At 61.3% G+C, this 23991-nt stretch carries 24 protein-coding genes and 1 tRNA gene; 12 read left to right on the plus strand and 13 right to left on the minus strand.

What is annotated here, in order from left to right; genetic code table 11:
• Window positions 1–16 precede the first annotated feature (16 nt).
• Window positions 17–298, plus strand: a complete 282-nt coding sequence (locus tag HYPGJ_RS04580) for an exodeoxyribonuclease VII small subunit (protein WP_046846099.1) — start codon at window positions 17–19, stop codon at window positions 296–298.
• A gap of 193 nt (window positions 299–491) precedes the next feature.
• Entirely contained in the window at window positions 492–2399 is a 1908-nt protein-coding gene (gene dxs / locus HYPGJ_RS04585; RefSeq protein WP_046846100.1) for a 1-deoxy-D-xylulose-5-phosphate synthase, read from the plus strand.
• Between the two features lie 66 nt (window positions 2400–2465).
• On the opposite strand, the gene HYPGJ_RS04590 is transcribed toward dxs, so the two are convergent.
• Window positions 2466–2888, minus strand: coding sequence for a DUF4399 domain-containing protein (locus HYPGJ_RS04590; protein WP_046846101.1), 423 nt, complete (start codon window positions 2886–2888; stop codon window positions 2466–2468).
• A gap of 78 nt (window positions 2889–2966) precedes the next feature.
• Between HYPGJ_RS04590 and HYPGJ_RS04595 the strand changes: the two genes are divergently transcribed.
• Entirely contained in the window at window positions 2967–3698 is a 732-nt protein-coding gene (locus HYPGJ_RS04595; protein WP_046846709.1) for a TlyA family RNA methyltransferase, read from the plus strand.
• Window positions 3691–4920, plus strand: a complete 1230-nt coding sequence (locus HYPGJ_RS04600; RefSeq protein ID WP_046846102.1) for a class I SAM-dependent RNA methyltransferase — start codon at window positions 3691–3693, stop codon at window positions 4918–4920. Before HYPGJ_RS04595 ends, HYPGJ_RS04600 begins: the two co-directional genes overlap by 8 nt.
• Before the next feature lie 43 nt (window positions 4921–4963).
• On the opposite strand, the gene aroC is transcribed toward HYPGJ_RS04600, so the two are convergent.
• The 11 genes from aroC to HYPGJ_RS04655 form a co-directional block, all read right to left on the minus strand.
• A complete protein-coding gene (gene aroC / locus HYPGJ_RS04605; protein WP_046846103.1) occupies window positions 4964–6052 on the minus strand; it encodes a chorismate synthase in 1089 nt (362 codons plus the stop codon).
• 477 nt (window positions 6053–6529) lie between these two features.
• Window positions 6530–7144 carry a histidine phosphatase family protein gene (locus HYPGJ_RS04610; RefSeq protein ID WP_046846104.1) on the minus strand — a complete coding sequence of 205 codons (615 nt, stop codon included), beginning with the start codon at window positions 7142–7144 and terminating at the stop codon, window positions 6530–6532.
• Complete coding sequence (fabI, locus tag HYPGJ_RS04615; protein WP_013215930.1) at window positions 7141–7992, minus strand: enoyl-ACP reductase FabI; 852 nt, start codon at window positions 7990–7992, stop codon at window positions 7141–7143. The genes HYPGJ_RS04610 and fabI overlap by 4 nt, the downstream gene beginning before the upstream one ends.
• A 173-nt stretch (window positions 7993–8165) precedes the next feature.
• Window positions 8166–8906, minus strand: a complete 741-nt coding sequence (locus tag HYPGJ_RS04620; protein WP_046846105.1) for an ABC transporter ATP-binding protein — start codon at window positions 8904–8906, stop codon at window positions 8166–8168.
• Window positions 8907–8921: 15 nt separating this feature from the next.
• Window positions 8922–10136 carry an ABC transporter permease gene (locus HYPGJ_RS04625; protein ID WP_244466013.1) on the minus strand — a complete coding sequence of 405 codons (1215 nt, stop codon included), beginning with the start codon at window positions 10134–10136 and terminating at the stop codon, window positions 8922–8924.
• A 97-nt stretch (window positions 10137–10233) separates the two neighbouring features.
• Window positions 10234–10803 carry a hypothetical protein gene (locus tag HYPGJ_RS04630; protein WP_046846106.1) on the minus strand — a complete coding sequence of 190 codons (570 nt, stop codon included), beginning with the start codon at window positions 10801–10803 and terminating at the stop codon, window positions 10234–10236.
• A gap of 163 nt (window positions 10804–10966) precedes the next feature.
• Window positions 10967–11821: an alpha/beta fold hydrolase gene (locus HYPGJ_RS04635; protein WP_046846107.1), complete on the minus strand. Its 855-nt coding sequence runs from the start codon at window positions 11819–11821 to the stop codon at window positions 10967–10969.
• An 84-nt stretch (window positions 11822–11905) separates the two neighbouring features.
• Window positions 11906–12328 (minus strand): hypothetical protein, encoded by a 423-nt coding sequence (locus HYPGJ_RS04640; RefSeq protein ID WP_046846108.1) that lies wholly within the window; start codon window positions 12326–12328, stop codon window positions 11906–11908.
• Window positions 12329–12350: 22 nt separating this feature from the next.
• Complete coding sequence (locus HYPGJ_RS04645; RefSeq protein ID WP_013215924.1) at window positions 12351–12569, minus strand: hypothetical protein; 219 nt, start codon at window positions 12567–12569, stop codon at window positions 12351–12353.
• Between the two features lie 286 nt (window positions 12570–12855).
• Window positions 12856–13938, minus strand: a complete 1083-nt coding sequence (locus HYPGJ_RS04650) for an efflux RND transporter periplasmic adaptor subunit (protein WP_046846711.1) — start codon at window positions 13936–13938, stop codon at window positions 12856–12858.
• Between the two features lie 182 nt (window positions 13939–14120).
• The gene (locus HYPGJ_RS04655) at window positions 14121–14384 is read right to left on the minus strand and encodes a hypothetical protein (RefSeq protein ID WP_013215922.1); all 264 of its coding nucleotides are present in this window, start codon (window positions 14382–14384) and stop codon (window positions 14121–14123) included.
• 217 nt (window positions 14385–14601) lie between these two features.
• Here HYPGJ_RS04655 and HYPGJ_RS04660 point away from each other — a divergent pair, with 217 nt between their 5' ends.
• Window positions 14602–15195: a glutathione peroxidase gene (locus tag HYPGJ_RS04660; RefSeq protein WP_046846109.1), complete on the plus strand. Its 594-nt coding sequence runs from the start codon at window positions 14602–14604 to the stop codon at window positions 15193–15195.
• A 28-nt stretch (window positions 15196–15223) separates the two neighbouring features.
• On the opposite strand, the gene sseA is transcribed toward HYPGJ_RS04660, so the two are convergent.
• Window positions 15224–16087 (minus strand): 3-mercaptopyruvate sulfurtransferase, encoded by an 864-nt coding sequence (gene sseA / locus HYPGJ_RS04665; RefSeq protein WP_046846110.1) that lies wholly within the window; start codon window positions 16085–16087, stop codon window positions 15224–15226.
• A gap of 87 nt (window positions 16088–16174) precedes the next feature.
• Here sseA and HYPGJ_RS19065 point away from each other — a divergent pair, with 87 nt between their 5' ends.
• The 7 genes from HYPGJ_RS19065 (at window position 16175) to HYPGJ_RS04700 (ending at window position 23915) form a co-directional block, all read left to right on the plus strand.
• Complete coding sequence (locus HYPGJ_RS19065; protein ID WP_143440494.1) at window positions 16175–16528, plus strand: hypothetical protein; 354 nt, start codon at window positions 16175–16177, stop codon at window positions 16526–16528.
• Window positions 16529–16766: 238 nt separating this feature from the next.
• Window positions 16767–16851 (plus strand) — tRNA-Leu (locus HYPGJ_RS04675).
• A 118-nt stretch (window positions 16852–16969) separates the two neighbouring features.
• Entirely contained in the window at window positions 16970–18334 is a 1365-nt protein-coding gene (tig, locus tag HYPGJ_RS04680) for a trigger factor (protein WP_046846112.1), read from the plus strand.
• A 128-nt stretch (window positions 18335–18462) separates the two neighbouring features.
• Window positions 18463–19116 (plus strand): ATP-dependent Clp protease proteolytic subunit, encoded by a 654-nt coding sequence (locus HYPGJ_RS04685; protein WP_046846712.1) that lies wholly within the window; start codon window positions 18463–18465, stop codon window positions 19114–19116.
• Between the two features lie 335 nt (window positions 19117–19451).
• The gene (clpX, locus tag HYPGJ_RS04690) at window positions 19452–20699 is read left to right on the plus strand and encodes an ATP-dependent Clp protease ATP-binding subunit ClpX (protein WP_046846113.1); all 1248 of its coding nucleotides are present in this window, start codon (window positions 19452–19454) and stop codon (window positions 20697–20699) included.
• 272 nt (window positions 20700–20971) lie between these two features.
• A complete protein-coding gene (lon, locus tag HYPGJ_RS04695) occupies window positions 20972–23398 on the plus strand; it encodes an endopeptidase La (RefSeq protein WP_046846114.1) in 2427 nt (808 codons plus the stop codon).
• Between the two features lie 244 nt (window positions 23399–23642).
• On the plus strand, window positions 23643–23915 hold the full coding sequence (locus HYPGJ_RS04700; RefSeq protein ID WP_013215915.1) for an HU family DNA-binding protein: 273 nt from the start codon (window positions 23643–23645) through the stop codon (window positions 23913–23915).
• The last annotated feature ends 76 nt before the right edge of the window (window positions 23916–23991 follow it).

The raw sequence follows: 23991 nt of genomic DNA on the forward strand, positions 1-23991 counted from the left end.
CCGCAGGGCAAAATTCATGACCGAACCGAAAGTACCGGCCAAGACGCTCGACGACATCAAGGCGATGACGTTCGAGCGCGCGCTCAAAGAACTCGAAGCGATCGTCGGGCGGCTCGAACGTGGCGATGTCGATCTCGAGGAAAGCATCACGATTTATGAACGCGGCGAAGCGCTGCGCGATCATTGCGACCGCCTGCTGAAGGCGGCCGAAGCAAAAGTCGAAAAACTGACGTTGGGGGCCGACGGAACGCCGAAGGGAACGACCCCGCTAGACAAGGATAATGGCGCGCCATTTTGAGCTGCGACGTAAAAATTTCGCCCGCGCAGAGAATGTAGTACATAGTCCCGTGCGGCAAGCCCGCGCACTATTCATCTTGAGCGTCCGACCCGTTGGGGAGCGCACCGATCAGCGCTATGAACGGCATGAGCATCCGCTTGTTTCCCTCAGGTTGCGATGATCGGCAGACTTTCCGTTAAGTTGGGATAATTCCGTGAGCAAGACACCGTTACTCGATCGCGTCGGGACACCTCACGAGCTTCGCCAGCTCGCTGAAGATCAGCTTCCGCAGCTGGCGGACGAATTGCGCGCGGAAATGATTGACGCCGTCTCGGTGACGGGCGGCCACTTGGGCGCAGGCCTTGGCGTCATCGAGCTGACGGTCGCGCTCCATTGGATTTTCAACACGCCGGATGACCGTCTGATCTGGGACGTCGGACATCAGGCGTACCCGCACAAGATTCTGACGGGTCGGCGCGATCGCATTCGCACGCTGCGTCAGCCAGGCGGGCTGTCGGGTTTTACGAAGCGCGATGAGAGTCCCTACGATCCATTCGGCGCCGCGCATTCCTCGACCTCGATTTCGGCGGCGCTCGGCATGGCCGTCGCGCGTGACCTCAGCGGCGGCTCGAACAACGTCATCGCAGTGATCGGTGACGGCGCGATGAGCGCCGGCATGGCCTACGAAGCGATGAACAACGCAGGCGCGCGCAACGAACGCCTGATCGTCATCCTGAATGACAACGATATGTCGATCGCACCGCCCACCGGAGCGCTGTCGGCCTATCTCGCGCGCGCCACATCCAGCGGCACGTATTTGCATCTTCGCGATTACGCCAAGCAGTTGGCCAAGATGCTTCCGAAGCAATGGGAGCGCCGCGCCGCCCGCGTCGAAGAATACACCCGCCACATCTGGCAGGGCGGTGCATGGTTCGAAGAGCTTGGCTTCTATTACGTCGGCCCGATCGACGGTCACGACTTCAACCAGCTGCTTCCGGTTTTGAAAAACGTCCGCGATGCCGAGCAGGCGCCGATCCTCGTGCATGTCGTGACGAAGAAAGGCAAAGGCTACGCGCCGGCGGAAGCTGCCGACGACAAGTATCACGGCGTCAACAAATTCAACGTCGTCACCGGCGCGCAGGTCAAGCCGAAGCCCAACGCGCCGAGCTATACCAAGGTTTTCGCCGACAGCCTGATCGCGGAAGCGCGCAAGGACGATCGCATCGTCGCGATCACGGCGGCGATGCCGTCCGGCACGGGGCTCGATTATTTCGGCAAGGAATTCCCTGAGCGGACGTTCGACGTCGGCATTGCGGAACAGCACGCGGTGACATTCGCAGCCGGGTTGGCGACGGAAGGCTACAAGCCGTTCGCGACGATCTATTCGACGTTCCTGCAGCGCGCCTACGATCAGGTCGTGCACGATGTCGCGATCCAGAAGCTGCCGGTGCGTTTCGCTCTCGATCGTGCCGGACTTGTCGGCGCCGATGGCGCGACGCATGCGGGCTCATTCGATATCTCCTATCTCGGTTGCCTGCCCGATTTCGTCATCATGGCGGCGGCGGACGAAGCCGAACTCGTTCACATGGTCGCGACGCAGGTCGCGATCGACGACCGGCCGAGCGCGTTGCGCTATCCGCGCGGCGAGGGCGTCGGCGTGGATCTGCCGCAATCGGGCGTCGCGCTCGAAATTGGCAAGGGGCGCATCATTCGCGAAGGCTCCAAGGTCGCGCTGCTCTCGCTCGGAACGCGGCTCGCGGAATGCCTGAAGGCGGCCGATCAGCTGCAATCGTTCGGGCTATCGACGACGGTCGCCGACGCGCGTTTCGCCAAGCCGCTGGATACGCGTCTGATCCGCGACCTCGCGCTCAATCATGAAGTGCTCGTGACGGTCGAGGAAGGCTCCGTTGGCGGCTTCGGCAGCTACGTTTTGCAGTTCCTCTCGGATGAAGGCTTGCTCGACCGTGGCCTGCGCGTGCGCACCAAAGTGCTGCCCGACGTGTTCATCGATCACGGCAAGCCGGAAGTGATGTACGAAGATGCGGGTCTGAATGCGTCAGGAATCGTGAAAACGGTATTCGCCGCGCTCGGACGCGCAGACGTCGTCGGCGAGCGCGCGTAACGCAATTCTTTTTCGTGGGATAAAAAGGCATGGACGAAGCCCGGCAGCACCGGGCTTCGCTGGAAATTACTGCACCGTGATGGTGACGACCGGAGACTCGACCGGCGGATCGGTCGGGATGTGGTTTTTATCGCCGAGCAGAAGCTGCAGCGTATGCTTGCCGGGCTTAAGCTCGACTATCGCTTCCGTCTGTCCCTTGCCGTAATGGACGTGATGCTCGTCCTTGGGGATCGCGGAATTCAAATCCGGAATGGCGGAATCGATGAGCAGATGATGATGCCCGCTGTTAGGATTGTCGGTGCCGGCCGGTGCGATCTCGACGCCTTCGGCGCCGAATTTCACGGTGACGGGACTGGTAACTGTCGCGCCATCCGCCGGTTCGATGATAAACACCTTGGCCCCCGGGGGTGCCGGCGTGCGTTCGCCATCCGCCAATGCGCTTATAGGGAATGCCAATGCAAGAATTGCGCTGGCAAATACGAGTCTCATGAGTTTCCCTCCAATTTCAGATACGGCTAAGTGGGAAGCAATCCAGCTATAATCAATGATGCAAACATCGGCAAATATATGCGGCTTGATTTGGCACTCGTAGCGCGCGGACTGGCGCCGTCGCGTGCGCGCGCACAAGATCTGATCCGGCGGGGCTTCGTCAGCGTTGCGGGTGAGCCGTGCCGTAAGCCCGCGATGGACGTTGCAGAGCCGGAGATCGTCGAAGTCTCGAAGGATGCTCCCGGCTACGTATCGCGCGGAGCCGAAAAGCTCGCTGCGGCTCTCGATCAGTTCGGATTTGATGCGACGGGCGTTGTTGCGCTCGATGTCGGCGCATCGACCGGAGGTTTCACGCAGGTTTTGCTCGAACGCGGCGCGGCACAGGTCTTCGCCGTCGACGTTGGCAGCGCGCAGTTGCATGACGATGTGAAATCCGACGCGCGCGTCGTGTCGCTCGAGAACTGCGATGCTCGCACTCTGACCCGCGAGCATGTTCCGGCTCCCGTCGGAGCCGTCGTCATCGACGTCAGCTTTATTTCCGCGACAAAAGTTTTGGGCCACGTCTTGCCGCTTGCTGCCTCCGGTGCGTGGCTCGTTGTGTTGGTCAAGCCGCAGTTCGAGGTCGGGCGCGAGCGCGTTGGCGGCGGCGGCATCGTTCGCGATGAAGCGGCGCGTCGTGACGCTGTCGATTCCGTTCGCGCCTGGCTTCAGCAACAGCCCGGCTGGCGCGTCATCGGCGAGATGGAATCTCCAATCTCTGGGGGTTCCGGCAACATCGAATTTCTGATCGGAGCGCGCCGCGATGTCTGACGAGTGCGAGCTACTGATCACACGACTTGGCGCGCAGGGCGACGGCGTCGCCGAAACCACCGGCGCACCTGTGTTCGTGCCGTTCGCGCTGCCAGGCGAGCGTGTGATTGCCGATGTCGATGGTGCGCGCGGGCGCTTGCTCCGCGTCCTGCAGCCAAGTCCGGATCGTATCGAGCCGGTTTGCCGCCATTTCGGAACCTGCGGCGGCTGCGTCGTACAGCATATGTCGTCGAACGTTTATCGTGCGTGGAAGCGCGATCTCGTCGTCTCCGCGTTCGCGGCGCGCGGGCTCGATGTGACTGTCGGCGATCTCGTCGAGCCGGGCGGCAAACGACGCCGTGCGGTCCTGTCCGCCGAACGCAGCGACAACGGCGTCGCGATCGGATTTCATGAAGCCCAGTCGCATGCGCTGGTCGCGATCACGGAGTGCCCCGTTCTCGATCCGAAGATCGTCGCCGCGATTCCGGCACTCAAAACGCTGATAGCCCCGCTGATATCCAAGCTCGGCGCGCGCCTGACCGTAACAGCCACGAAGTCGGGTCTCGACGTGCTGCTCGATGGGATCGAGCGCAAGCTGACGCCCGATGTTCGTAGCCGGCTGGCGTCGGAAGCCAGCGCTTTGCAACTCGCGCGGCTCGCCATCGGCAACGATGTCGTCGTCGAGACGTTGCCGCCGTTTCTCACATTCGCCACCACCGACGTGGTTTTGTCGCCAGGATGTTTCGTGCAGGCCGTCGCCGAAGCCGAGACCGAGATGGCGCGAAGAATTCTCGTCGCCGTCGGCAAAGTGAAATCCGTCGCGGATTTATTCTGCGGCGTGGGTGCCTTCACGTTTCCGCTCGCAGCCCGCGCGAAAGTTCTGGCCTTCGATGGTAATCAGCCGGCCATTGCGGCGCTCAACGCAGCGGCAAAAAAAGCGACGGGCTTGAAGCCGATTACCGCGCGCGTGCGCGATCTCTTTCGCGAGCCGTTGTCGCCGCTGGAACTCAACGAGCACGATGCCATCGTTTTCGATCCGCCGCGCGCCGGAGCCGAAGCACAGGCGCAGCGGCTTGCAAGGTCGAAGGTCAAAACCGTCGTCGCGGCCTCATGCAATCCGGCGACACTGGCGCGCGATGCGCGGCATCTCGTCGACGGCGGCTACAAAATCGAATCCGTAACGCCGATCGACCAGTTCGTTTATTCCGCACACGTCGAAGTCGTCGCCGTCTTCCGGCGCTAGGCAAGGCGCAATGCGTTAGCGAGGCCGCAATTCAGCGAAAAGCTTAACGGCCCGTCTGGCCGCGATGGCGCAGGAAGTGATCGGCGAGCACGATCGCCATCATCGCTTCGCCGACGGGAACGGCGCGAATGCCAACGCACGGATCGTGGCGGCCCTTCGTGATGATCTCGGTATCGTGGCCCTGCTTGTCGATGGTCTTGCGCGGCGCCAGGATCGACGACGTCGGCTTGACGGCGAAGCGGCAGACGATCGGCTGCCCTGTCGAGATGCCGCCAAGTATGCCGCCCGCATGGTTCGACAAGAAGTTCGGCTTGCCGTCGTTGCCGATGCGGATTTCGTCGGCGTTCTCTTCGCCAGTCAGTTCGGCGGCCGACATGCCCGCACCGATCTCGACGCCTTTGACGGCATTGATCGACATCATCGCGCTGGCGAGATCCTGATCGAGTTTGCCGTAGAGTGGTGCGCCCCAGCCCGTGGGCACGCCTTCCGCCACGACTTCGATGATCGCGCCGACGGACGAACCGGCCTTGCGGACCTTGTCGAGATACTCGGTCCAAGTCTCCACGGCTTTCCGATCCGGAGAGAAGAACGGATTGTTCGCGATCTCGTCCCAATTCCAGTTCGCGCGATCGACTTTGTGCGGGCCGACCTGAACGAGCGCGCCTCGGATCGTCACGCCGCCGAGAACCTTGCGCGCGACGGCCCCAGCCGCAACGCGCGATGCCGTCTCACGCGCCGACGAACGTCCGCCGCCGCGATAATCGCGGATGCCGTACTTCGCATCGTAGGTGAAATCGGCGTGCCCCGGACGATACTTGTCTTTGATGTCGCCGTAGTCCTTGGAGCGCTGATCCGTGTTCTGGATTTCGAGCGCGATCGGCGTGCCGGTGGTGACCTGTCGGCCCGAGGTATCGTTGAAAACGCCCGACAGGATTTTCACCGCGTCGGCTTCCTGGCGCTGTGTCGTGAAGCGCGACTGCCCCGGCCGCCTGCGGTCGAGATGAACCTGGATGTCGGCCTCGTCGAGCGCCACGCCGGGCGGGCAGCCGTCGACGACCGCACCGATGGCGGGGCCGTGGCTTTCGCCCCACGTCGTTACGCGAAAGAGGTGGCCGAAGGTGTTGTGAGACATCGCCTGATCATTCGCTCGAATGGTGAGCCCGGCCGCGCATCGACAGCGATGGCACTGCAACAATTGTGTTGCCGGGTTGCGTCACAATCTTTCTTAGGAGCGGCGGCGAAAGGCGGCAAGCCCGCATCACCGGTAAAGCGCGTGACAAGTCTCCGCGACGCAGATTAACTCCGCCACAGTGCGCGTTCGCCACCCTTTTTCGCCAAGCGCGAGAAGGGCTGGCGGCAGCCGTAGCTTTGTATTCGCTTTGATCTGCAACCCGACCGAGCACGTGATTGCTGCCTGACTGCAGCCCGCGTCGCATCGAAAGATCGGACGTTTCGGACGTCGCGAAACGCACTCTCGTAGCGCGTTTAAAAGACCGTTCCTCCCGGACTGGAGCATCCGCGGTCGAGGGGTCTTTCAGCATGCATCCGTCAACGGATGCCGAAGAGCCGGGGAGCCGCTTCTCCGGCTCTTTTGCGTTTCAAGCGCTGACTAGAGCCAGTTCATGACGCCGTCGCGCAGAACCAGGATTTTGTCCTGCGGCACCTCAAGAAATGGCACGAGGCCGGGATCGGTGCCGAGGACTGCGCCGCGCGCGACGCGGCTGACGCCGCCGTGCGTGACGGCAACGGTGTCGCGTTCCAGACCTTCGATCCAGATTGCGATGCGTGCCTGCAATTCCGCGTAGCTTTCGCCGCCAGTCGGTTGCCAGCCGAAGGGATCGGACGCTTTGGCCGCGACGCCGTCGGGGTCTTTAGCGGACAGCTCGGAGGCCAATTCGCCTTCCCAGTGGCCGTAGCTCAGCTCTCGGATGGTCGCGTCGGTACGGTACCCATCGATATCGAGGCCGAGAGCCGCGCGCATGAGCTGCATCGTCTCGATGGCACGTCCAAGCGGGCTCGAAACGAAATCCGCGGCGGCGATGCCGGGGAGCCGCGCTTTCAAGGCGTCGCCCTGACGCCGTGCCTGCGCCCGGCCGATGTCGTTCAACGGAATGTCGCGCTGGCCCTGATAGCGCGCATCCCGGTTCCAGTCGGTCTGGCCGTGTCGGATGAGATAGAGCGTCAGCCCCGGCTTTAAACGTGCCGTCGCAACGCGGTCGCTCAAGTCTCGTCGCTCTTCACGACCGAGATGTCGGGAGCGTCCTCGTTCTTCATGCCCTGGATGTGATAGCCGCTGTCGACATGATGAACTTCGCCCGTCACGCCGCGCGACATATCGGAAAGGAGATAGAGGCCCGCGCCTCCCACATCCTCGATCGAGACGTTGCGGCGCAGCGCCGAGTTATATTCGTTCCAGCGCAGGATGTAGCGGAAGTCGGCGATGCCGGCCGCGGCCAGCGTCTTGATCGGGCCAGCTGAGATCGCGTTGACGCGAATGTTGTTGCGGCCGAGGTCGGCCGCGAGATAGCGCACACTCGCTTCCAGAGCCGCCTTCGCGACGCCCATGACGTTATAGTGCGGCATGACTTTTTCGGCGCCGTAATAGGTGAGCGTCAGCAGCGATCCGCCGTTCGGCATCAGCTTCTCGGCGCGCTGGGCGAGCGCGGTGAACGAGAAGCACGAGATCAGCATGCTCTGCGTGAAGTTCTTTTCCGTGGTGTCGACGTAGCGCCCGTCGAGCTCGTTCTTGTCGGAGAAAGCAATGGCGTGAACGAGGAAGTCGAGTTCGCCCCATTCCTTTTTCAGCGTCTCGAAGACGGCGTCGATCGACGACGCGTCGGTCACGTCGCACGGCAGCACCAGCTTCGTGCCGAGGTCGGCCGCGAGTGGCTCGACCCGCTTCTTCAGCGCGTCGCCCTGATACGTCAGTGCGATCTCGGCGCCCTGCGATGCGCAGGCCTTGGCGATGCCCCAGGCAATCGACCGGTTGTTGGCGACGCCCATGACCAAACCGCGTTTACCTGCCATCAATTGGCCAGCGGCTGCGGACGTGTTCGCCTGTGACCCCGCCATGGGTTCAAATTCCTTGAATTATTTCTGATGGGTGTTGGGCTGGCGCGCATCCTACACAAATGCGTTTGCCGGTCCAGATGGCGGGGCGGCATACATGCGCGGCGATTGGACCGGGGCGGGAACGTCGAAAACGCTCCCGCCAGATCTCGTAAGCTGCGGAAGTAAAAGTACTTTCAATGCGCTGGGACTTGCACTTCCTTGCCCGAGAGCTTCGGTCGCTCCGAACCCGCGATACGACCATCGTCGATCGTTATGATGCGGTCTGCATATTGCAGCGTCCGGTGATCGTGGGTGACGGCAAGCACCGCGCGACGGGTGTCCTGTGCAACTTTTGCCAATAGCTCCATGACGGCCATGCCGTTCTTGGCATCGAGCGCCGCCGTCGGCTCGTCGGCGAGGATGACGGAGGGCGAACCGGCAAGCGCACGGGCGATTGAAACGCGCTGCTTCTCGCCGCCCGACATTTTCGACGGCATGGCGTTGATGCGATGGCCGAGGCCAACCGCTTCCAAAGCCTCTGCAGCCTGATCGTAGGCGTCCGGACCCTTGAGGTCTCGGAGGTCGAGCGCCAGCATCACATTCTCGACCGCCGTCAGCGTCGGCACGAGGTTGTAGGACTGGAACACGAAGCCGACGTGCTTGCGGCGCAGGTTCGCCAGTTCTTCCGTGTTCATATCATGCGTCTGGAAACCGGCGACTTCGAGCTTGCCTTGCGTCGGCGACAGGATGCAGCCGAGGATCGACAGAAGCGTCGTCTTGCCCGAACCCGAAGGGCCCATCAGCAGCGTGAGTTCGCCGGTGTGGAGCTGAAGGTCGATGCCCTTCAGAACCTTGACTTCGTTCGGAGGCGTGCCGAGCACTTTCACGATGCCCTGGGCTTCCAGAATGACCTTGCTGTTCATTGGCGTGGACATTGTTGCTCTCCGGGCTTAGCGGCTGAAGACGACGGCCGGGTCGATCCGGACGACTTTGATGATGGCGCTGATCGCAGCGAATATGCACATTCCGACGGTGACGGCGAACAATCCGCCTGCCAGTCCCGGCGTCATGATGATCGTCAACTTGGTGTCCTGAGCGCCGCGGATCGCCGCCAACGCCAGGATCATGCCGAGTGCATATCCGATCAGCCCCGACAATACGGCCTGCATCAGGATCACCTTTACAATGTAGCCCGCACCGGCGCCAAGTGCACGCAGCGTTGCGAACTCGTTGATGTGGTCCTTCGTGCTCGAATAGAGCGTCTGAGCAACGATCACGATACCGACGATCAGGCCCAGGAGAGCGCCTGCGATCAACGCCGCACCGGCGCCAGTCTGGAACAGCCAGTAGTTCTGGCTGCGCTTGCGGAATTCATCCTGGGTCAGAACTTCCGTATCGGGAAGACGCTGCTCGATGGCGGAACGCACCGCTTCGATATCGGCGCCCGCCGTCAGCATGACGCGCTGGTAGGAGGCCTGGTCCTGCTCGGCGCCTGAGAGCCGGCGCGCTTCCTCGATCGAGGTGAAGACGAAGGGCAGCGTCGTGAACGAGCGGATGCGTTTCGTGATCGCGACAAGCTCGACGGACGCGCCGTTGATTTCCGCGTGCTGACCGAGACCGTTGACGCCGAGATCATTGAAATAGCTTTGATCGATCGCGACGGTGCCGGGCGCTTCGAGCGCTGCGCGGCTGCCTTGCACGATGTTCCACGGCAGCGCCTTCGGGCTATCGCCTGCGGTGCCGATCAGAAGGATCGTATTGCGGCCGCCCTGCGGCTTGCGCCAGCTTGAGAAGGACACGACCATGTCTTCCGAGCTTTCGACGCCGGGCGTCGAGAGAACCATGTGCCGCTCGCGTCCCGAAAGGAACGAGGGATCGTCGTAGCTCTTCGTGCCCAGCGGGATCACCCAAAGATCGGCGGGGGCCGCATCGATGATCGCCGAAATCTTCTTTTGCGAGCCGAGATAGATGCCCGACTGCACGGCGACGAGAACCACAGAAAAGACGATGCCGACGATCGTCACGAAGAAGCTCATGCGATCATGAAAGAGATTGCGGTAGGCGAGCTTCATCACCATCGGCACCGGACGGCGGCGTGAGCGTGGGCGCTTGGAAGCCGTGCGTTGAGCGCTTGCGGCGGCTGGCATGTTGGCTGCGAGTTCCATGACCTGTCCTCCTCCTTGAGGGCGTTGGCCGAATTCGTGGCTGTTTCTGTTTGTCCCAATCGAGCCGGAAGCAGGTGCGATGCCGCTTCCGGTTTCGTTATTCGTTGCAGGGAACGTCGACCAGACCGGCGATCGCTGCCGAGTAGCGGCGGCAGATCTGCTTCGCAGGCGCCGTCTCGGACGTGTTCGATTTCGCCTCCGTCGTCGTCTTGTCGACCGTCGCGACTTTCTCGACCTTCGCGGTCTCGGCTGTCGTCGTGTTCGTTGTTGCGGCCGGAGCTGGCGTTGAAGCCGGCGTTGTCGATGCCGTGGTCACGTCGCTCGTCTTGGCGATTTCCGTCGTGGTGGCCGGATCGCTCGAGAGCTTGTCTTCGAGCTTCGCGGTCGTGATGACCTGGCTGGATGCAGGCTTGGCGACCGGCTTCGCGGATGCGACTTTGCTGACCGGCTTGGCTTTGCGCACCGGAGCACGTTCGGCCTCGTACACGCGGCGGCGGCGCTCGTACCGGCGGCTGTAACCATCGTCCATCGAGTTCTGCGCCGAGTGGGCGATGAAGGAACCGAGGGGGAAGCCGAAGCCGACGCGAAGACCGCCGGCGTTGGCGGCGCTGGTCAACGTGGTGCCGGCCAGCAGTGCGGCGGCGAGTGTGAGGGTGATCTTCGTCATTGGAGCCTCCTGAGGGCCTGAGCCGGTTTCGTTGGATCTCGATGCCGGTCTTCTCCGGCGATGACTGCAGATTGCCCTGTCCATGCCGCCGCCGCTGTTCCGGCAGGAACACGCGTGCAAGCAGCTCAAGTTTTTAATTTATATAATTATATCAGATACTTGATCAGGCGGCCGAGACGTTGCTCAGGGCTCTGACATCGCTGTGCGCTTCGGCAGTGACGCCGGTCAGGTTGGCGACGAAGCGATCGATCGCGTCCACGACGAGGTGGCGCTGCCGATCGACCGTGACGATGTGATAGCAGTCGTCGAGGACCTCGAGATCGACCGGGCCGCCGAGGCTGTCGCGGAGATAGGTCGCGTTGCTCATCGCGGCGTAGTCGTCTTCAAGCGGATGAACGATCAGCGTCGGCTGGCGGACGTATGAGACGAGCTTGCGCACCGCGCTCACCATTTTCCGGTGCTCGAACACCGCGCCGCCCGGCGTTGACGGATTGCCGGTTTCCGAGGTGCCGCGAGACGCCCGCGCCCGCTGGATGAAGTCGCGAATGCGCTCGTCCTTGATGCCGTGCGGATCGTGATGCGGAAAGCTCATCAGGTTCGCGAACCACTTGAAGCGAACGAGAGGAAACAGCCGCGCGTACCACGGGATCATCCAGCCGTTGAGCCAGAGCGTCGGCGCGAGCAGCGCAGTTCCGTTGACCTTCGTGGGATTTTTCGCGGCGAGCAGAACCGCAAGCACCGCGCCTGCCGACAGACCGCCGACGATAACGACGTCGCACTCTTGCCGGAGTTCATCGAGCGCCATCTCGGCGCTGCGATACCAGTCCGTCCACGACGTTGCCCTCAACTCGGTTTCGCTGCCGCAGTGACCGGCAAGTGTCGGGCAAAGAACAGTATAGCCTTGCTTCGCGAGTCCGCTGGCGACGAAACGCATCTCGACGGGTGTTCCGCACAGCCGATGCAGCAGCAGAATTCCGACTTTTCCGCCCTTGATTTTGAAACTCGCGTCTGTCGCCATCGTCGCCTCTCGAGGTGCATGTTTGTTCGATGTTTCAAGGATTAGTTGGACGCGTCGCTGGCGGCAGTTCCGCTCGTGACAGGCTCACGCGGCCGTCTGCATCGCGGGCATCGTGATGACCGGCTGCGGCTTCGGCGCGGTCGCGGCATCGATCGCGAGCAGCAGGCGCTGGGCGTTGAATCCGAAGCGCGTGTTGAGGCGTTCCTTCGATGCCGCGGCGATCGCGGCCGGGATCACCTTGAAACCGCGCGCAAGCAGCATGTCTTTGAGGCGGCGCGCCGCGAACACATCGACGAGCGCGCGCAGACGCAGCGCAATCGCGACGCGAGTATTCGGGTCCGTTTGAAAGTCCGACCAGAGAGACGTCTCGAGTTCGCGCAGATCGTGCTCGCTCAAACCTGTGAGAAGGGCCAGTCCTTGGCCCTTTTCGATCAGCATCTGCATCGGACGATTGAGATCCGATGCTGCGACTTGCGGAATGTCGGTCGGATCGAGCTTGGCTGCCATGGCGCGTCTCCCTCCGCAAAGTTCAGAGAGCGACGCCGCCGAACGCCGACCACGGCGATCCGGCAAGCACGATGATGTCGCGCGCATTGAGATCGCCAAGCTCGAAATGGACTTCCTGTCCTTCGAGATCGGCGTGGCGATTGAGGATTTCATCGTGCTTGAAGCGATAGGCGTGACCGTCCTCGGCGGCGATGATGCCGATGCCGATATCACTGCGGAATTTCTTGATTTCTCCGTACATGATCGTTCTCCGATGTGAGCTTCTGTTTCTGAGGCTCAAGGATGCGGAGAATTTTGCGAGCACGCTGTTCCGGGCGAGACAGGTTTCATGCGTGTACGGATCGAAGCACGATTTTTTCAGGCGGGAGCCAGACGCGACAACAACAAAAAGGAGAGGAGCGAGTGGGACAACTCGCTCCTCCCCGGCCAGGACCTGCGGCAGCTCCGCTAAGGAGGACGCGCACCGCCACCGGTCCATTGCTCGTCTGCGCAGGCTTCCGGAAGAAGCGTCTCTGCGCAGAATTTCGTCATTTGAAAAAGGCGTCGGCGCGCATGCCGGGCAGCAGTGGCGGGTTGCCTTGCAGGTCGATCGTCACCGGAAGCACTTCGACGTCGACCGGCCGGCGCGCGCCGCGCAGGGCGAACTGCGGCGAGGTGAGTGACGGCGCGAGTTCCGCAACCGTCCCTTCGAATTCCTTGCCCGGATAAGCGTTGCTCTTGACGACGACTTTTCCGCCGACCTTGATCTTCGAAACGTCGATCTCATCGACTTCAGCTTTGAGACGAACGACCGACATGTCGCCGAGCACGGCAAGCGTCTGGTCGGGTGACGGCGCGACCATCTCGCCGGCCTTTGCGGGCAGCTGCAGAACGGTGCCGCTGACGGGCGCGAGGATGCGCGTTTTCTCGAGCAGAGCTTCCGCGACGGCAACGTCGGAACGCGCAGCCTGGAGCGCCGATTCCAGCCGGTTCGGGGCAGGAATGTTCGATTTCGCCTGAGCCTTGGCATAAGCGGACCGTTCGTCCTGCAGCTTGTCCTTGGCTTTGGCGAGACCGTCGCGCGCATGAACAACGCGCTGGTCGGTGCCGTTGCCTTCGCGGCGCGCTTGCAATTCATATTCGAGTTCGAAGCGCGCGTTCGTCAGTTCGCGTTCGGTAGCGAAAACATTGTCTTCGGCTTCGCGAAGCTCGTCGCGAGCCTTGTCGAGCGGCTGCGCGTCACGCTCGCGTTTGCGCGAGGCAACTTCGGTTTCTGCCGCTTGCAGGCGTGCGCGAGCTTCATCATCGTCGAGGCGGATCAGAAGTTCGCCTTCCTCGACCTTGTCGTTCTGCTTGACGGCGACTTCCGCGATGCGCCCGAGCAAAGCCGATCCGACGCGAACGGTTCCCGATTTCGGTTCGATGCGGCCAGGAGCGGCGGCGAGCCACTCGACGCGCGTCACAGCCTGTTCCGATTTCAGTGTGTCGTCCCCGGACTTCGCGCCGAGCAGGTCGCTGCGAGAAATGTTGACGGCTCCGAACGCGCCTGCGCCCGCCGCGATCAGCGCGAACAGCGACAGCTTCAGGAAAATTCTGCGTTTCGGGCGGGTGTAGGTTTCATCTGCGCTCATGACGTCATCCTCCTTAGGGATTTGCATGAGCATCGACGTAAGGGACTTGGCTCGGCATCGCTGTTTCCAGCGGAACAGGCCGAGCGGATTTGAAAAATTGTTTGCGGAACCGAAAATGAAAAAGGGCTCCGGGGAACGCCCGAAGCCCATTTTTGGTTTGCAGAACTCTACTGCGATTGCGCTTACTGGCACATCTCACGCAGCGTCCAGCCGACGATGCGGCAGCTTTCCGTGCCGTTGGCGTTGATCGAGCATTTGCGGTTCGGAAGGCGCTGATAATCGCAATAGTAATTGCCGGAATGGCCGGAGTAGCCGTGCATCGGCTTCGCGAACTGATAGTCCTGAACGAAAACTTCCTTGGCGCCGCCGCGCGCGTTGGCGGCGGAAGCGCTTGCAAGAGCTGCGAAGCCGGCTGCGATCGCGAGTGCTGTTTTGAATGATGCCATTGTTGTGTCCTCCATTGGGGCTGATTGGCCGTGAACTCATGTTCTGGAGGGAGTTTTAAAGTGAGCGGCCAGGCGCGGCTGTTCCGGCCGGAACACCAGAGCAGGCGTTAGTTTTTTTGGGGAAAAGCCGGCGCGGCGAGGGGGGTGATCATCCCGCCCATTGCCTGTATCGTGACGGCGGGAATGGCCTGCTCGAACGAATGCGGAAAGCGGTGAAATGGGAAAGATTTGGTCGATGATCGTCAGCCTCGTCGCGATGTGGACGGCCGCGCCGAGCGCCGCGCCATCACATCCGGTCAATGGCCTCGCCTATGATTTCGAGTTTACCGGGATCGACGGCAAGCCGATGCCGCTTTCGGCGTATCGCGGCAAGGCCCTGTTGATCGTCAACACGGCTTCGTTCTGCGGCTATACCAAACAGTATGCGGGACTGCAGGATCTGTGGTCGCGATACGAAAAGGCAGGGCTCGTCGTCATCGGCGTTCCGTCGAACGATTTCGGCGAGCAGGAGCCGAAGTCCGAGGGAGAGATCAAGACGTTCTGCCAGGGCGCATTCGGCGTGACATTTCCGCTGACGTCGAAGCAGCACGTCGTCGGTCCTGACGCGCACCCGTTCTACAAATGGGCGGCTGAGGCGATGGGTCCGGCCGGCGTGCCGAACTGGAATTTCCATAAGTATCTGGTCGGGCGCGATGGACGCCTGCTGCGATCGTTCTCGACTAAGCTCCCGCCGGAATCGCCGGAGATCGCCGGCATGATCGAGAAGGCTCTCGCGGAGAACGCGGCCTCGCTGGAAGCCGCGCCGCATTGAGCCTTCGGGTGGAGAATCGACTGGTGGCTTAGCGCGCGGGCCCTGTTTCGACCGGTAAGCCGTTGTCCTGGCCCCACTCGGCCCAGCTGCCGTCGTAAACGGCCGCATTCGTCTGGCCGAGGACCGCAAGCGCCAATGCCAGCATAGATGCCGTAACGCCCGACCCGCAGGTGGTGACGACGGGCCGCGAAACGTCGATGCCCACGGTCTTGAACAGATTGCCCAGTTCTTCCGGCGACTTCAGCGTTCCGTCGGCATTGAGAAGCTCTTGCGACGGGATGTTCTTGGAGCCGGGAATGTGACCGGCGCGCAAACCCGGACGAGGCTCGGGATCGCGGCCTTCGAAGCGCGCGGCGGGGCGTGCGTCGACGATCTGCGTGCCGGGCTTCTGGAACAAGGCCCGCATTTCCTCGAGTTCGCGGATGATCTCGGTATTCTGCAGCGGCGTGTAATGGCGCTCGTAGCGCTTCGGGGCCGGGCCGTCCTCGAGCGGCCGTCCTTCCGCTTTCCACTTCCGCAGCCCGCCGTTCAGCACCGCAACGTCCTGATGCCCCATGGCCCGGAACGTCCACCAGACGCGCGCCGCCGAGAAGATTCCCGACGTGTCGTAGACGACGATACGTGCGCCGTCGCCGATGCCCATTTTCTTCATGCGGGATGCGAACTTGACGGTCGACGGAAGCATATGCGGCAGCGACGATTTTTCATCCGAAAGATCGTCGATGTCGAAAAACAGGGCGCCCGGAATATGCTCGGCCAGATACTCCTTCTTGGGGTCGCGATTGGCGGTCGGGAGATGCCAGCTGCCGTCGAGGATGACCAGATCTGGAGAAGAGAGGTGGCTCGCAAGCCAATCCGTTTCGACGATCCAATTTTTGGCAGACTTCGGCAAGGAGCACCCCGTGGCTTGGCTTGGATGGAATATTTTCCGGCGGCTCAAAGCAGATAGGCAAATACCGCGCGCGTCGCAAGTTGCTGAATGCCGCGAACGCATGCCGCGCCGCATCATTTTTTGAACGAAATTCAGTTGAAGCCGAGAGGCGGACGCCCCCTCACGGAGCGGTCCCGCAGACATCATTTGTTATTGTTGTTTGAAGCTTTGCGTTGTCCGGGATCGATGCTGGGGCGACAGGTAATTCCATTGCAGAGGTCTCCAACCACACTCGCAAAAGCGGGTACGGCGATGTTTCCCAAGATCATTTCCTTAGGACTGGCGGGAATACTGGCTTATTTACTGGTCGAGAGCGACTTGGACCTGGAACAGGCCTATTATTTTCTGCTGCTCCCGGCTTCGGCTATTTTGAGCTACTTGGTTCTAGGTGCGGCGGATTGAGCTTTGCCGCTGCGCCGACGCAGCGCGGACGCCGGTCTGATTTTATACATTTCTGCATTGTTTTCGCGGTCGCTCTTGCGTATGACAGCGGCTTCCCCGCCGCTCGTGTGCCGGACGCCCTCCGCAAGGGGCAGGACACTCGCGCCAATCGAGGAATTCTGGATGTTTGCGGCCGCCTTGCGCAGCCCGTAATCAACGGTTCACAGAGAGCGGGAAAGGTGAGATCGGAACGTCTTCAGCGGGCGTGGCGGAACTGGTAGACGCACTGGATTTAGGTTCCAGCGGCGCAAGTCGTGGGGGTTCAAATCCCTCCGCCCGCACCAGCGCGGCGCCTTCAAAGGCACCGCCTGAGCTTTGTAGACGAGACGCTATCTCCCTAGATAATTTGTCGATCGGCGAGGCGCGGCACCAAGGTGTCGGCCTCCAATCAGGAAACGGACGATGCAGGTCACTGAAACAGCGAGAGACGGACTGAAGCGCACCCTGCAGGTGGTGGTGGGGAAGGCCGAGCTTGGCGAGCGCTTTTCCGAACGCCTCGTGGAGCTCAAGGACCGCGTACAGATCAAAGGCTTCCGCCGCGGCAAGGTGCCGATGGAGCACTTGAAGAAGCTCTACGGCAAATCGCTGATGCAGGAAGTCCTGGAGCAGACGATCAACGATACAAGCGCGAAGGCCGTCAAGGATCGCAATGAGCGCCCGGCGCAGCAGCCGAAACTGGAGCTGCTCGGCGTCGAGGACGGCGGCATCGAACGCGTCGTCAACGGCGAAACGGATCTTTCCTACACGATGGACTTCGAGGTTCTGCCGCCGATCCCGGTTGCCGATCTCGGCGTGCTGCAGCTCGAGAAACTCGTCGCCGACGTCGATGACTCGGCGGTCGATAAAGCTCTGTCCGATCTCGCAGAACGCAACACGTCTTACGAGCCGGAAGAAGGCCGCGCTGCGAGCGAGGGCGACCTCGTGACAATGAATTTCGTTGGCCGCATCGACGGCGAAGCGTTTGAAGGCGGCTCAGCCGAAGGCGCGAGCCTCGCGATCGGCAAGAAGCAGTTCATTCCTGGCTTCGAAGAAGGCGTCGTCGGCATGAAGGCCGGCGATCAGAAGGTCGTCACGGCGACGTTCCCGGAAGATTATCCGATGGCGAATCTCGCAGGGAAAGCCGCCGACTTCGACGTCTCGGTCACAGCTGTCGCGAAGCCGAAGAAGCCGGAAGTCGACGAGGACTTTGCAAAGGGCCTTGGCGCCGAGGACTTGAAGACGCTCCGCGGCTTCGTCACCGACCAGATCAAGCGCGAATACGATCAGGCGTCGCGGGTCAAGCTGAAGCGCGAAATCCTCGATGCGCTCGATAAGGCGCACGATTTCGAGCTTCCGTCGTCCCTTGTCGATTTCGAATTCAACAATATATGGACTCAGCTCGAGAACAATCTCAAAGCCGCCAACAAGACCATCGCGGACGAGGGCAAATCCGAGGAAGATCTGCGCGCTGAATACCGCGCCATCGCAGAGCGCCGGGTTCGTCTCGGCCTCGTAATCGGCGAAATCGGCGAAAAGAACAAACTGCAGGTTTCCCAGGACGAGCTGCGCCGGGCTCTGGTCGAGCAGGCGCGTCGCTATCCGGGCCGCGAAAAGCAGGTCTACGAATTCTACGAAAAGACGCCCGGCGCGCTCAACGAGCTGCGCGCCCCGATCTTCGAGGAGAAGGTGATCGACCATGTGATCGCCGAGGCCAAGCCGGTCGAAAAGAAGGTGTCGAGAGACGAGCTTCTGAAGGCGGTCGAGGAAGCGACCGAAGCGGAAGCTTGAGACGCAGTTGACCGAGCGCCGCAGCCGGCGCTCGGACCGTGTGCTACGAGCGTGCGAACTAGAGCGGCGAATCTGACCGGCTTACCCCTTCCGGGGATCGTCGGTTGAAATCAGGAAAGACCGAGGCGATGCGCGATCCCATCAACACCGTGACGAACACGTTCTGGCCCATGGTCGTCGAGCAGACGACGCGCGGAGAACGCGGCTACGATCTGCCGTCGCGCCTTCTGAAAGAGCGCATCATTTTCGTGACGGGTCCGGTCGAGGACCACATGGCAGCATCGATCTGCATGCAGCTGCTGTTCCTCGAGTCCGAGAACCCGAAAAAAGAAATCTCGATGTACATCAACTCGCCGGGCGGCGTCGTCACCGCCGGCATGGCGATCTACGACACGATGCAGTTCGTGAAGCCGCCGGTTGCGACGCTCTGCATCGGGCAGGCGGCGTCGATGGGTTCGCTGCTGCTGTGCGCGGGCGCCAAGGACATGCGCTTCGCGCTCCCGAACGCGCGCATCATGGTGCATCAGCCGTCGGGCGGTTTCTCCGGCCAGGCCTCTGACATCGAGCGGCACGCGGAAGACATCATCAAGATGAAGCGCCGTCTGAACGAGACCTACGTGAAGCACACCGGTCAGAGCTACGAGATGATCGAGAAGACGCTCGACCGCGACTACTTCATGACCGCCGACCAGGCTCGTGATTTCGGGATCATCGACAAGGTTCTTGAAAGCCGCGACGAAGTCGACGTCGCCGCGCTCGAACTCAAGAGCCCGAAAGAGTAAGTGCATCGACAAGGCGAAGGCCTGTGGACACGCAGGCCCTCGCTCCACAGGGATTATGCGGGTAGAACAAAGGACGTACATCCGCCATTGTTTATATGAACTGTTAGGGTGAATAGCGATGTTGCCACATCGTTCACCAACTGTGGCAATACCGCCGCTTGCGAGGCAGGCCCGGGTGGGCTCCATTAATCCATTCTTGATCTGCCGAACGCTAGCGTGAGAGATTGAATCCCGTGATTTTACGTCGCCGCACATCGGCAATTGCCGGGACGTAGCAAGCGGGCCAAAGCAAGAACATCGGGGCGCCGGTGGGTTTGCACTGAAAGTGAGAGAAAATGGCTCAAGAGAAAAACACTCTCTACTGCTCTTTCTGCGGCAAGAGCCAGCATGAGGTACGCAAGCTTATCGCCGGCCCAACGGTGTTCATCTGCGATGAATGCGTCGAGCTGTGCATGGACATCATTCGCGAGGAGAACAAGAACACTCTCGTCAAGTCGCGTGACGGAGTGCCGACGCCGCAGGAAATCTGCAACGTTCTCGACAGCTACGTGATTGGCCAGTTCCACGCCAAGCGCGTTCTCTCGGTCGCCGTTCACAACCACTACAAGCGGTTGAACCACGCGACGAAGAACAACGACGTCGAACTTGCGAAGTCGAACATCCTGCTCGTCGGTCCGACGGGTTCGGGCAAGACGCTGCTGGCGCAGACGCTGGCCCGCATCCTCGACGTGCCGTTCACGATGGCCGATGCGACGACGCTCACCGAAGCTGGCTATGTCGGCGAGGATGTCGAGAACATCATCCTGAAGCTGCTGCAGGCTGCCGACTACAACGTCGAGCGGGCGCAGCGCGGCATCGTCTATATCGACGAAGTCGACAAGATCAGCCGCAAGTCTGACAATCCGTCGATCACCCGCGATGTGTCGGGCGAAGGCGTGCAGCAGGCGCTTCTTAAGATCATGGAAGGCACCGTCGCCTCCGTGCCTCCGCAGGGCGGCCGCAAGCATCCGCAGCAGGAATTTCTGCAGGTCGACACGACGAACATCCTGTTCATCTGCGGCGGCGCGTTCGCGGGTTTGGAAAAGATCATCTCTCGCCGCGGCAAGGGATCGTCGATCGGCTTCTCGGCTCGCGTTACGGGTCCGGACGAGCGTCGCACGGGCGACATTCTGCGTGGCGTCGAGCCCGAGGATCTGCTGAAGTTCGGACTGATCCCGGAATTCATCGGCCGTCTGCCGGTCATTGCAACGCTCGAAGACCTCGACGAGGCAGCCCTCGTTCAGATCCTGACCGAGCCGAAGAACGCGATCGTCAAGCAGTACCAGCGCCTCTTCGAGATGGAAGACGTGAAGCTCACGATCACGCTCGACGCTCTGCGCGCGATCTCGCGCAAGGCGATCGAACGCAAGACCGGTGCTCGCGGCCTTCGCTCGATCATGGAGGGCATCCTGCTCGACACGATGTACGATCTGCCGACGCTCAAGGGCGTCGAAGAAGTCGTCATCGGACCTGAGGTGGTCGAAGGTTCCGCGAAGCCGCTCCGGATATATTCCGACCGGGCCGAGGAAAAGGGCTCCGCATAATCGCGATAATTACGGATGGCCGGGGGGAAATCCCCGGCTCTTGTTTAAGGGGGCTCGATCCCCATTTGTTCGGAGGGAGTGGCAACAAGAGCCAGCCGGGGCATTTCCTCCGCAACCGGTATTTAGCAATTGGGTCTCACCCCGCGCTCGCGCTTCACGAGAATGCCGACCGTCGCCATAAAAAGGGACGGGACGCGTGGCTCTTAAGGTGGAACGAGCGTGGATCGTGCTGGTAGCCTCACTGGTGCCAGCGTACGGCGATAGGTAGTCAAATGAGCGAAGATAAAAAGACCAGGGAAAAGGCCGTCGGCAAGGAACTGTTTCCGGTTCTTCCGCTGCGGGACATCGTCGTTTTCCCATACATGGTCGTGCCCCTTTTCGTCGGCCGTGAAAAATCGATTGCGGCGTTGGAAGAAGTCATGCGCGCCGACAAGCAGATCCTGCTTGCCGCGCAGAAGAACGCCGGCGACGACGATCCGTCACCCGACGCAATTTACGAGATCGGCACGCTTGCCTCCGTGCTTCAGCTTCTGAAGCTGCCCGACGGAACCGTGAAGGTTCTGGTCGAAGGCAACGCGCGCGCCAAGATCACCCGCTACACCGCGAACGCCAACTATTTCGAAGCTGAAGTCGAGCGCGTGGCCGAAGTGCCGGGCGCCAAGGACGAGCTTGAAGCGCTGGCGCGTTCGGTCGTGACCCAGTTCGAGAGCTATGTGAAGCTCAACAAGAAGGTCTCGCCCGAGGTTCTGAGCAACGTCGGTCAGATCGAGGATTACGCGAAGCTCGCGGACACGATCGCATCGCATCTCGCGGTGAAGATTTCCGACAAGCAGGACGTTCTCGAAACCGCCAGCATTTCCGAGCGGCTCGAGCGCGTCTACACGCTGATGGAAAGCGAGATCTCGGTTCTGCAGGTCGAGCGTAAGATCCGTTCGCGCGTCAAGCGCCAGATGGAGAAGACGCAGCGCGAGTACTACCTGAATGAGCAGATGAAGGCCATTCAGAAGGAACTCGGCGACTCCGACGAGCGCGACGACATCTCGGAATTCGAAGAGAAGATCGAGAACACGAAGCTGTCGAAAGAGGCCAAGGACAAGGCGCTGGCTGAGCTTAAAAAGCTCAAGCAGATGTCGCCGATGTCGGCCGAAGCGACGGTCGTGCGCAACTATCTCGACTGGCTGCTCTCGATCCCGTGGGGGATCAAGGGCAAGGTCAAGAAGGACATTGCCGAAGCGCAGACGATCCTCGACCTGGAGCACTATGGCCTCGAGAAGGTCAAGGAACGCATCCTTGAATATCTCGCGGTTCAGGCGCGCACCAACAAGCTGAAGGGGCCGATCCTGTGCCTCGTCGGACCTCCCGGCGTCGGCAAGACCTCGCTTGGCAAATCGATCGCGAACGCAACGGGACGCGAATTCGTCCGCATGTCGCTCGGCGGCGTGCGCGACGAGGCCGAAATCCGTGGCCATCGTCGGACCTACATCGGCTCGATGCCGGGCAAGGTCATCCAGTCGATGAAGAAGGCGAAGCGGACGAACCCGCTTTTCCTCTTGGACGAGATCGACAAGATGGGTCAGGACTTCCGCGGCGATCCGGCAGCGGCGCTGCTCGAAGTGTTGGATCCGGAGCAGAACGCGACGTTCAACGATCATTACCTCGAGGTCGACTACGACCTTTCGAACGTGATGTTCGTGACGACGGCGAACACGCTCAACATCCCGCCCGCCCTGATGGACCGCATGGAGATCATTCGCCTTGCGGGCTACACGGAGGACGAGAAGCTTGAGATCGCGAAGCGCCACTTGATCCCCGAGCAGATCACCGCGCACGGCCTCGAAGCCGGCGAGTGGACTGTCGAGGACAGCGCGCTGAAGGAAGTCATTCGTCGCTACACGCGCGAAGCGGGCGTGCGTTCGCTGGAACGCGAAATCGCCAAGCTGGCCCGTAAGGCGGTGAAGGAAATCCTGACGTCGTCGAAGTCGTCGATCGTGGTCACGGCCGAGAACGTCCACGACTTCCTCGGAGTGCCGAAGTATCGCTACGGCGAAGCCGAACTCGAAGATCAGGTCGGCATCGTGACGGGTCTTGCTTGGACAGAGGTCGGCGGCGAGTTGCTGACGATCGAAGGCGTCATGATGCCCGGCAAGGGCCGCATGACGGTCACCGGCAACCTGCGCGATGTGATGAAAGAATCGATCCAGGCCGCGAACGCGTACGTGCGATCGCACTCGGTCGATTTCGGAATTCATCCGTCGCTGTTCGAGAAGCGCGACATCCACGTGCACGTGCCGGAAGGCGCGACGCCGAAGGATGGACCGTCCGCAGGCATCGCGATGACGACGGCGATCATCTCCGTGCTCACCGGAATTCCCGTTCGCAAGGACGTGGCGATGACGGGCGAGATCACGTTGCGCGGTCGCGTGCTGCCGATCGGCGGCCTCAAGGAAAAGCTCCTTGCGGCTCTGCGCGGTGGCATCAAGACGGTCATCATTCCGGAAGAGAACGCCAAGGACTTGGCGGAGATTCCGAACGAAGTGCAGACCAAGATGGACATCATTCCGGTTTCCAAGCTGGAAGAGGTCTTGAAGGTCGCGCTCGTCAGAATGCCGGAGTCGATCACCTGGGATGAAGTCGCGGAAGCGGAAGCTCTCGAGGCGAAAGATGCCGACAAGACAGGGTCGCGCGTAACGGCGCACTGACGATTTGTCGAAAGATAAGCGAAGTGGTTATTGCCCCCGTGCGTCAAACGCGCGGGGGCATTTATTTATGTTAAATGCGAGCATTTGCATGCGCTTTTGTCCGGAAATACGGGCGTTTTCCGCTTGACGGACGTTGGAGATTGGGCGCTTTTACCGACCCATGCACGGTCGAAACTCCCCCACGGTGACCGTCCCGGGCTTCTGCCCGATGAAACCCAATCTCCGACACTAGAGGACTGATGAGATGAGCAAGAAAGATTTGATCGACGCCGTCGCGCGCGACTGCGAACTCACCAAGGAAAAAGCCAGCGGCGTCGTCGATGCCGTGCTCGCGCATATCCGCGAAGCGATGAAGGAAGGCCATGAAGTCCGCATTCCGGATTTCGGCACGTTCAAGGTTGCCGCTCGCAAAGCCCGCGAAGGCCGCAATCCCGCGACCGGCATGACGATCCAGATCCCGGCTTCACGCGTGCCGAAGTTCACGCCCGCGAAGGGTTTGAAGGACGCGCTCAACTGAGGCGGTCGTTATCGGAATTTCGAGGCGCGCCCGGAAACGGCGCGCCTTTTTTGTTTGCAAGACACGACGGTTCAAA

It is taken from the genome of Hyphomicrobium sp. GJ21 (assembly GCF_001006785.1).
Taxonomy (GTDB): domain Bacteria; phylum Pseudomonadota; class Alphaproteobacteria; order Rhizobiales; family Hyphomicrobiaceae; genus Hyphomicrobium_B.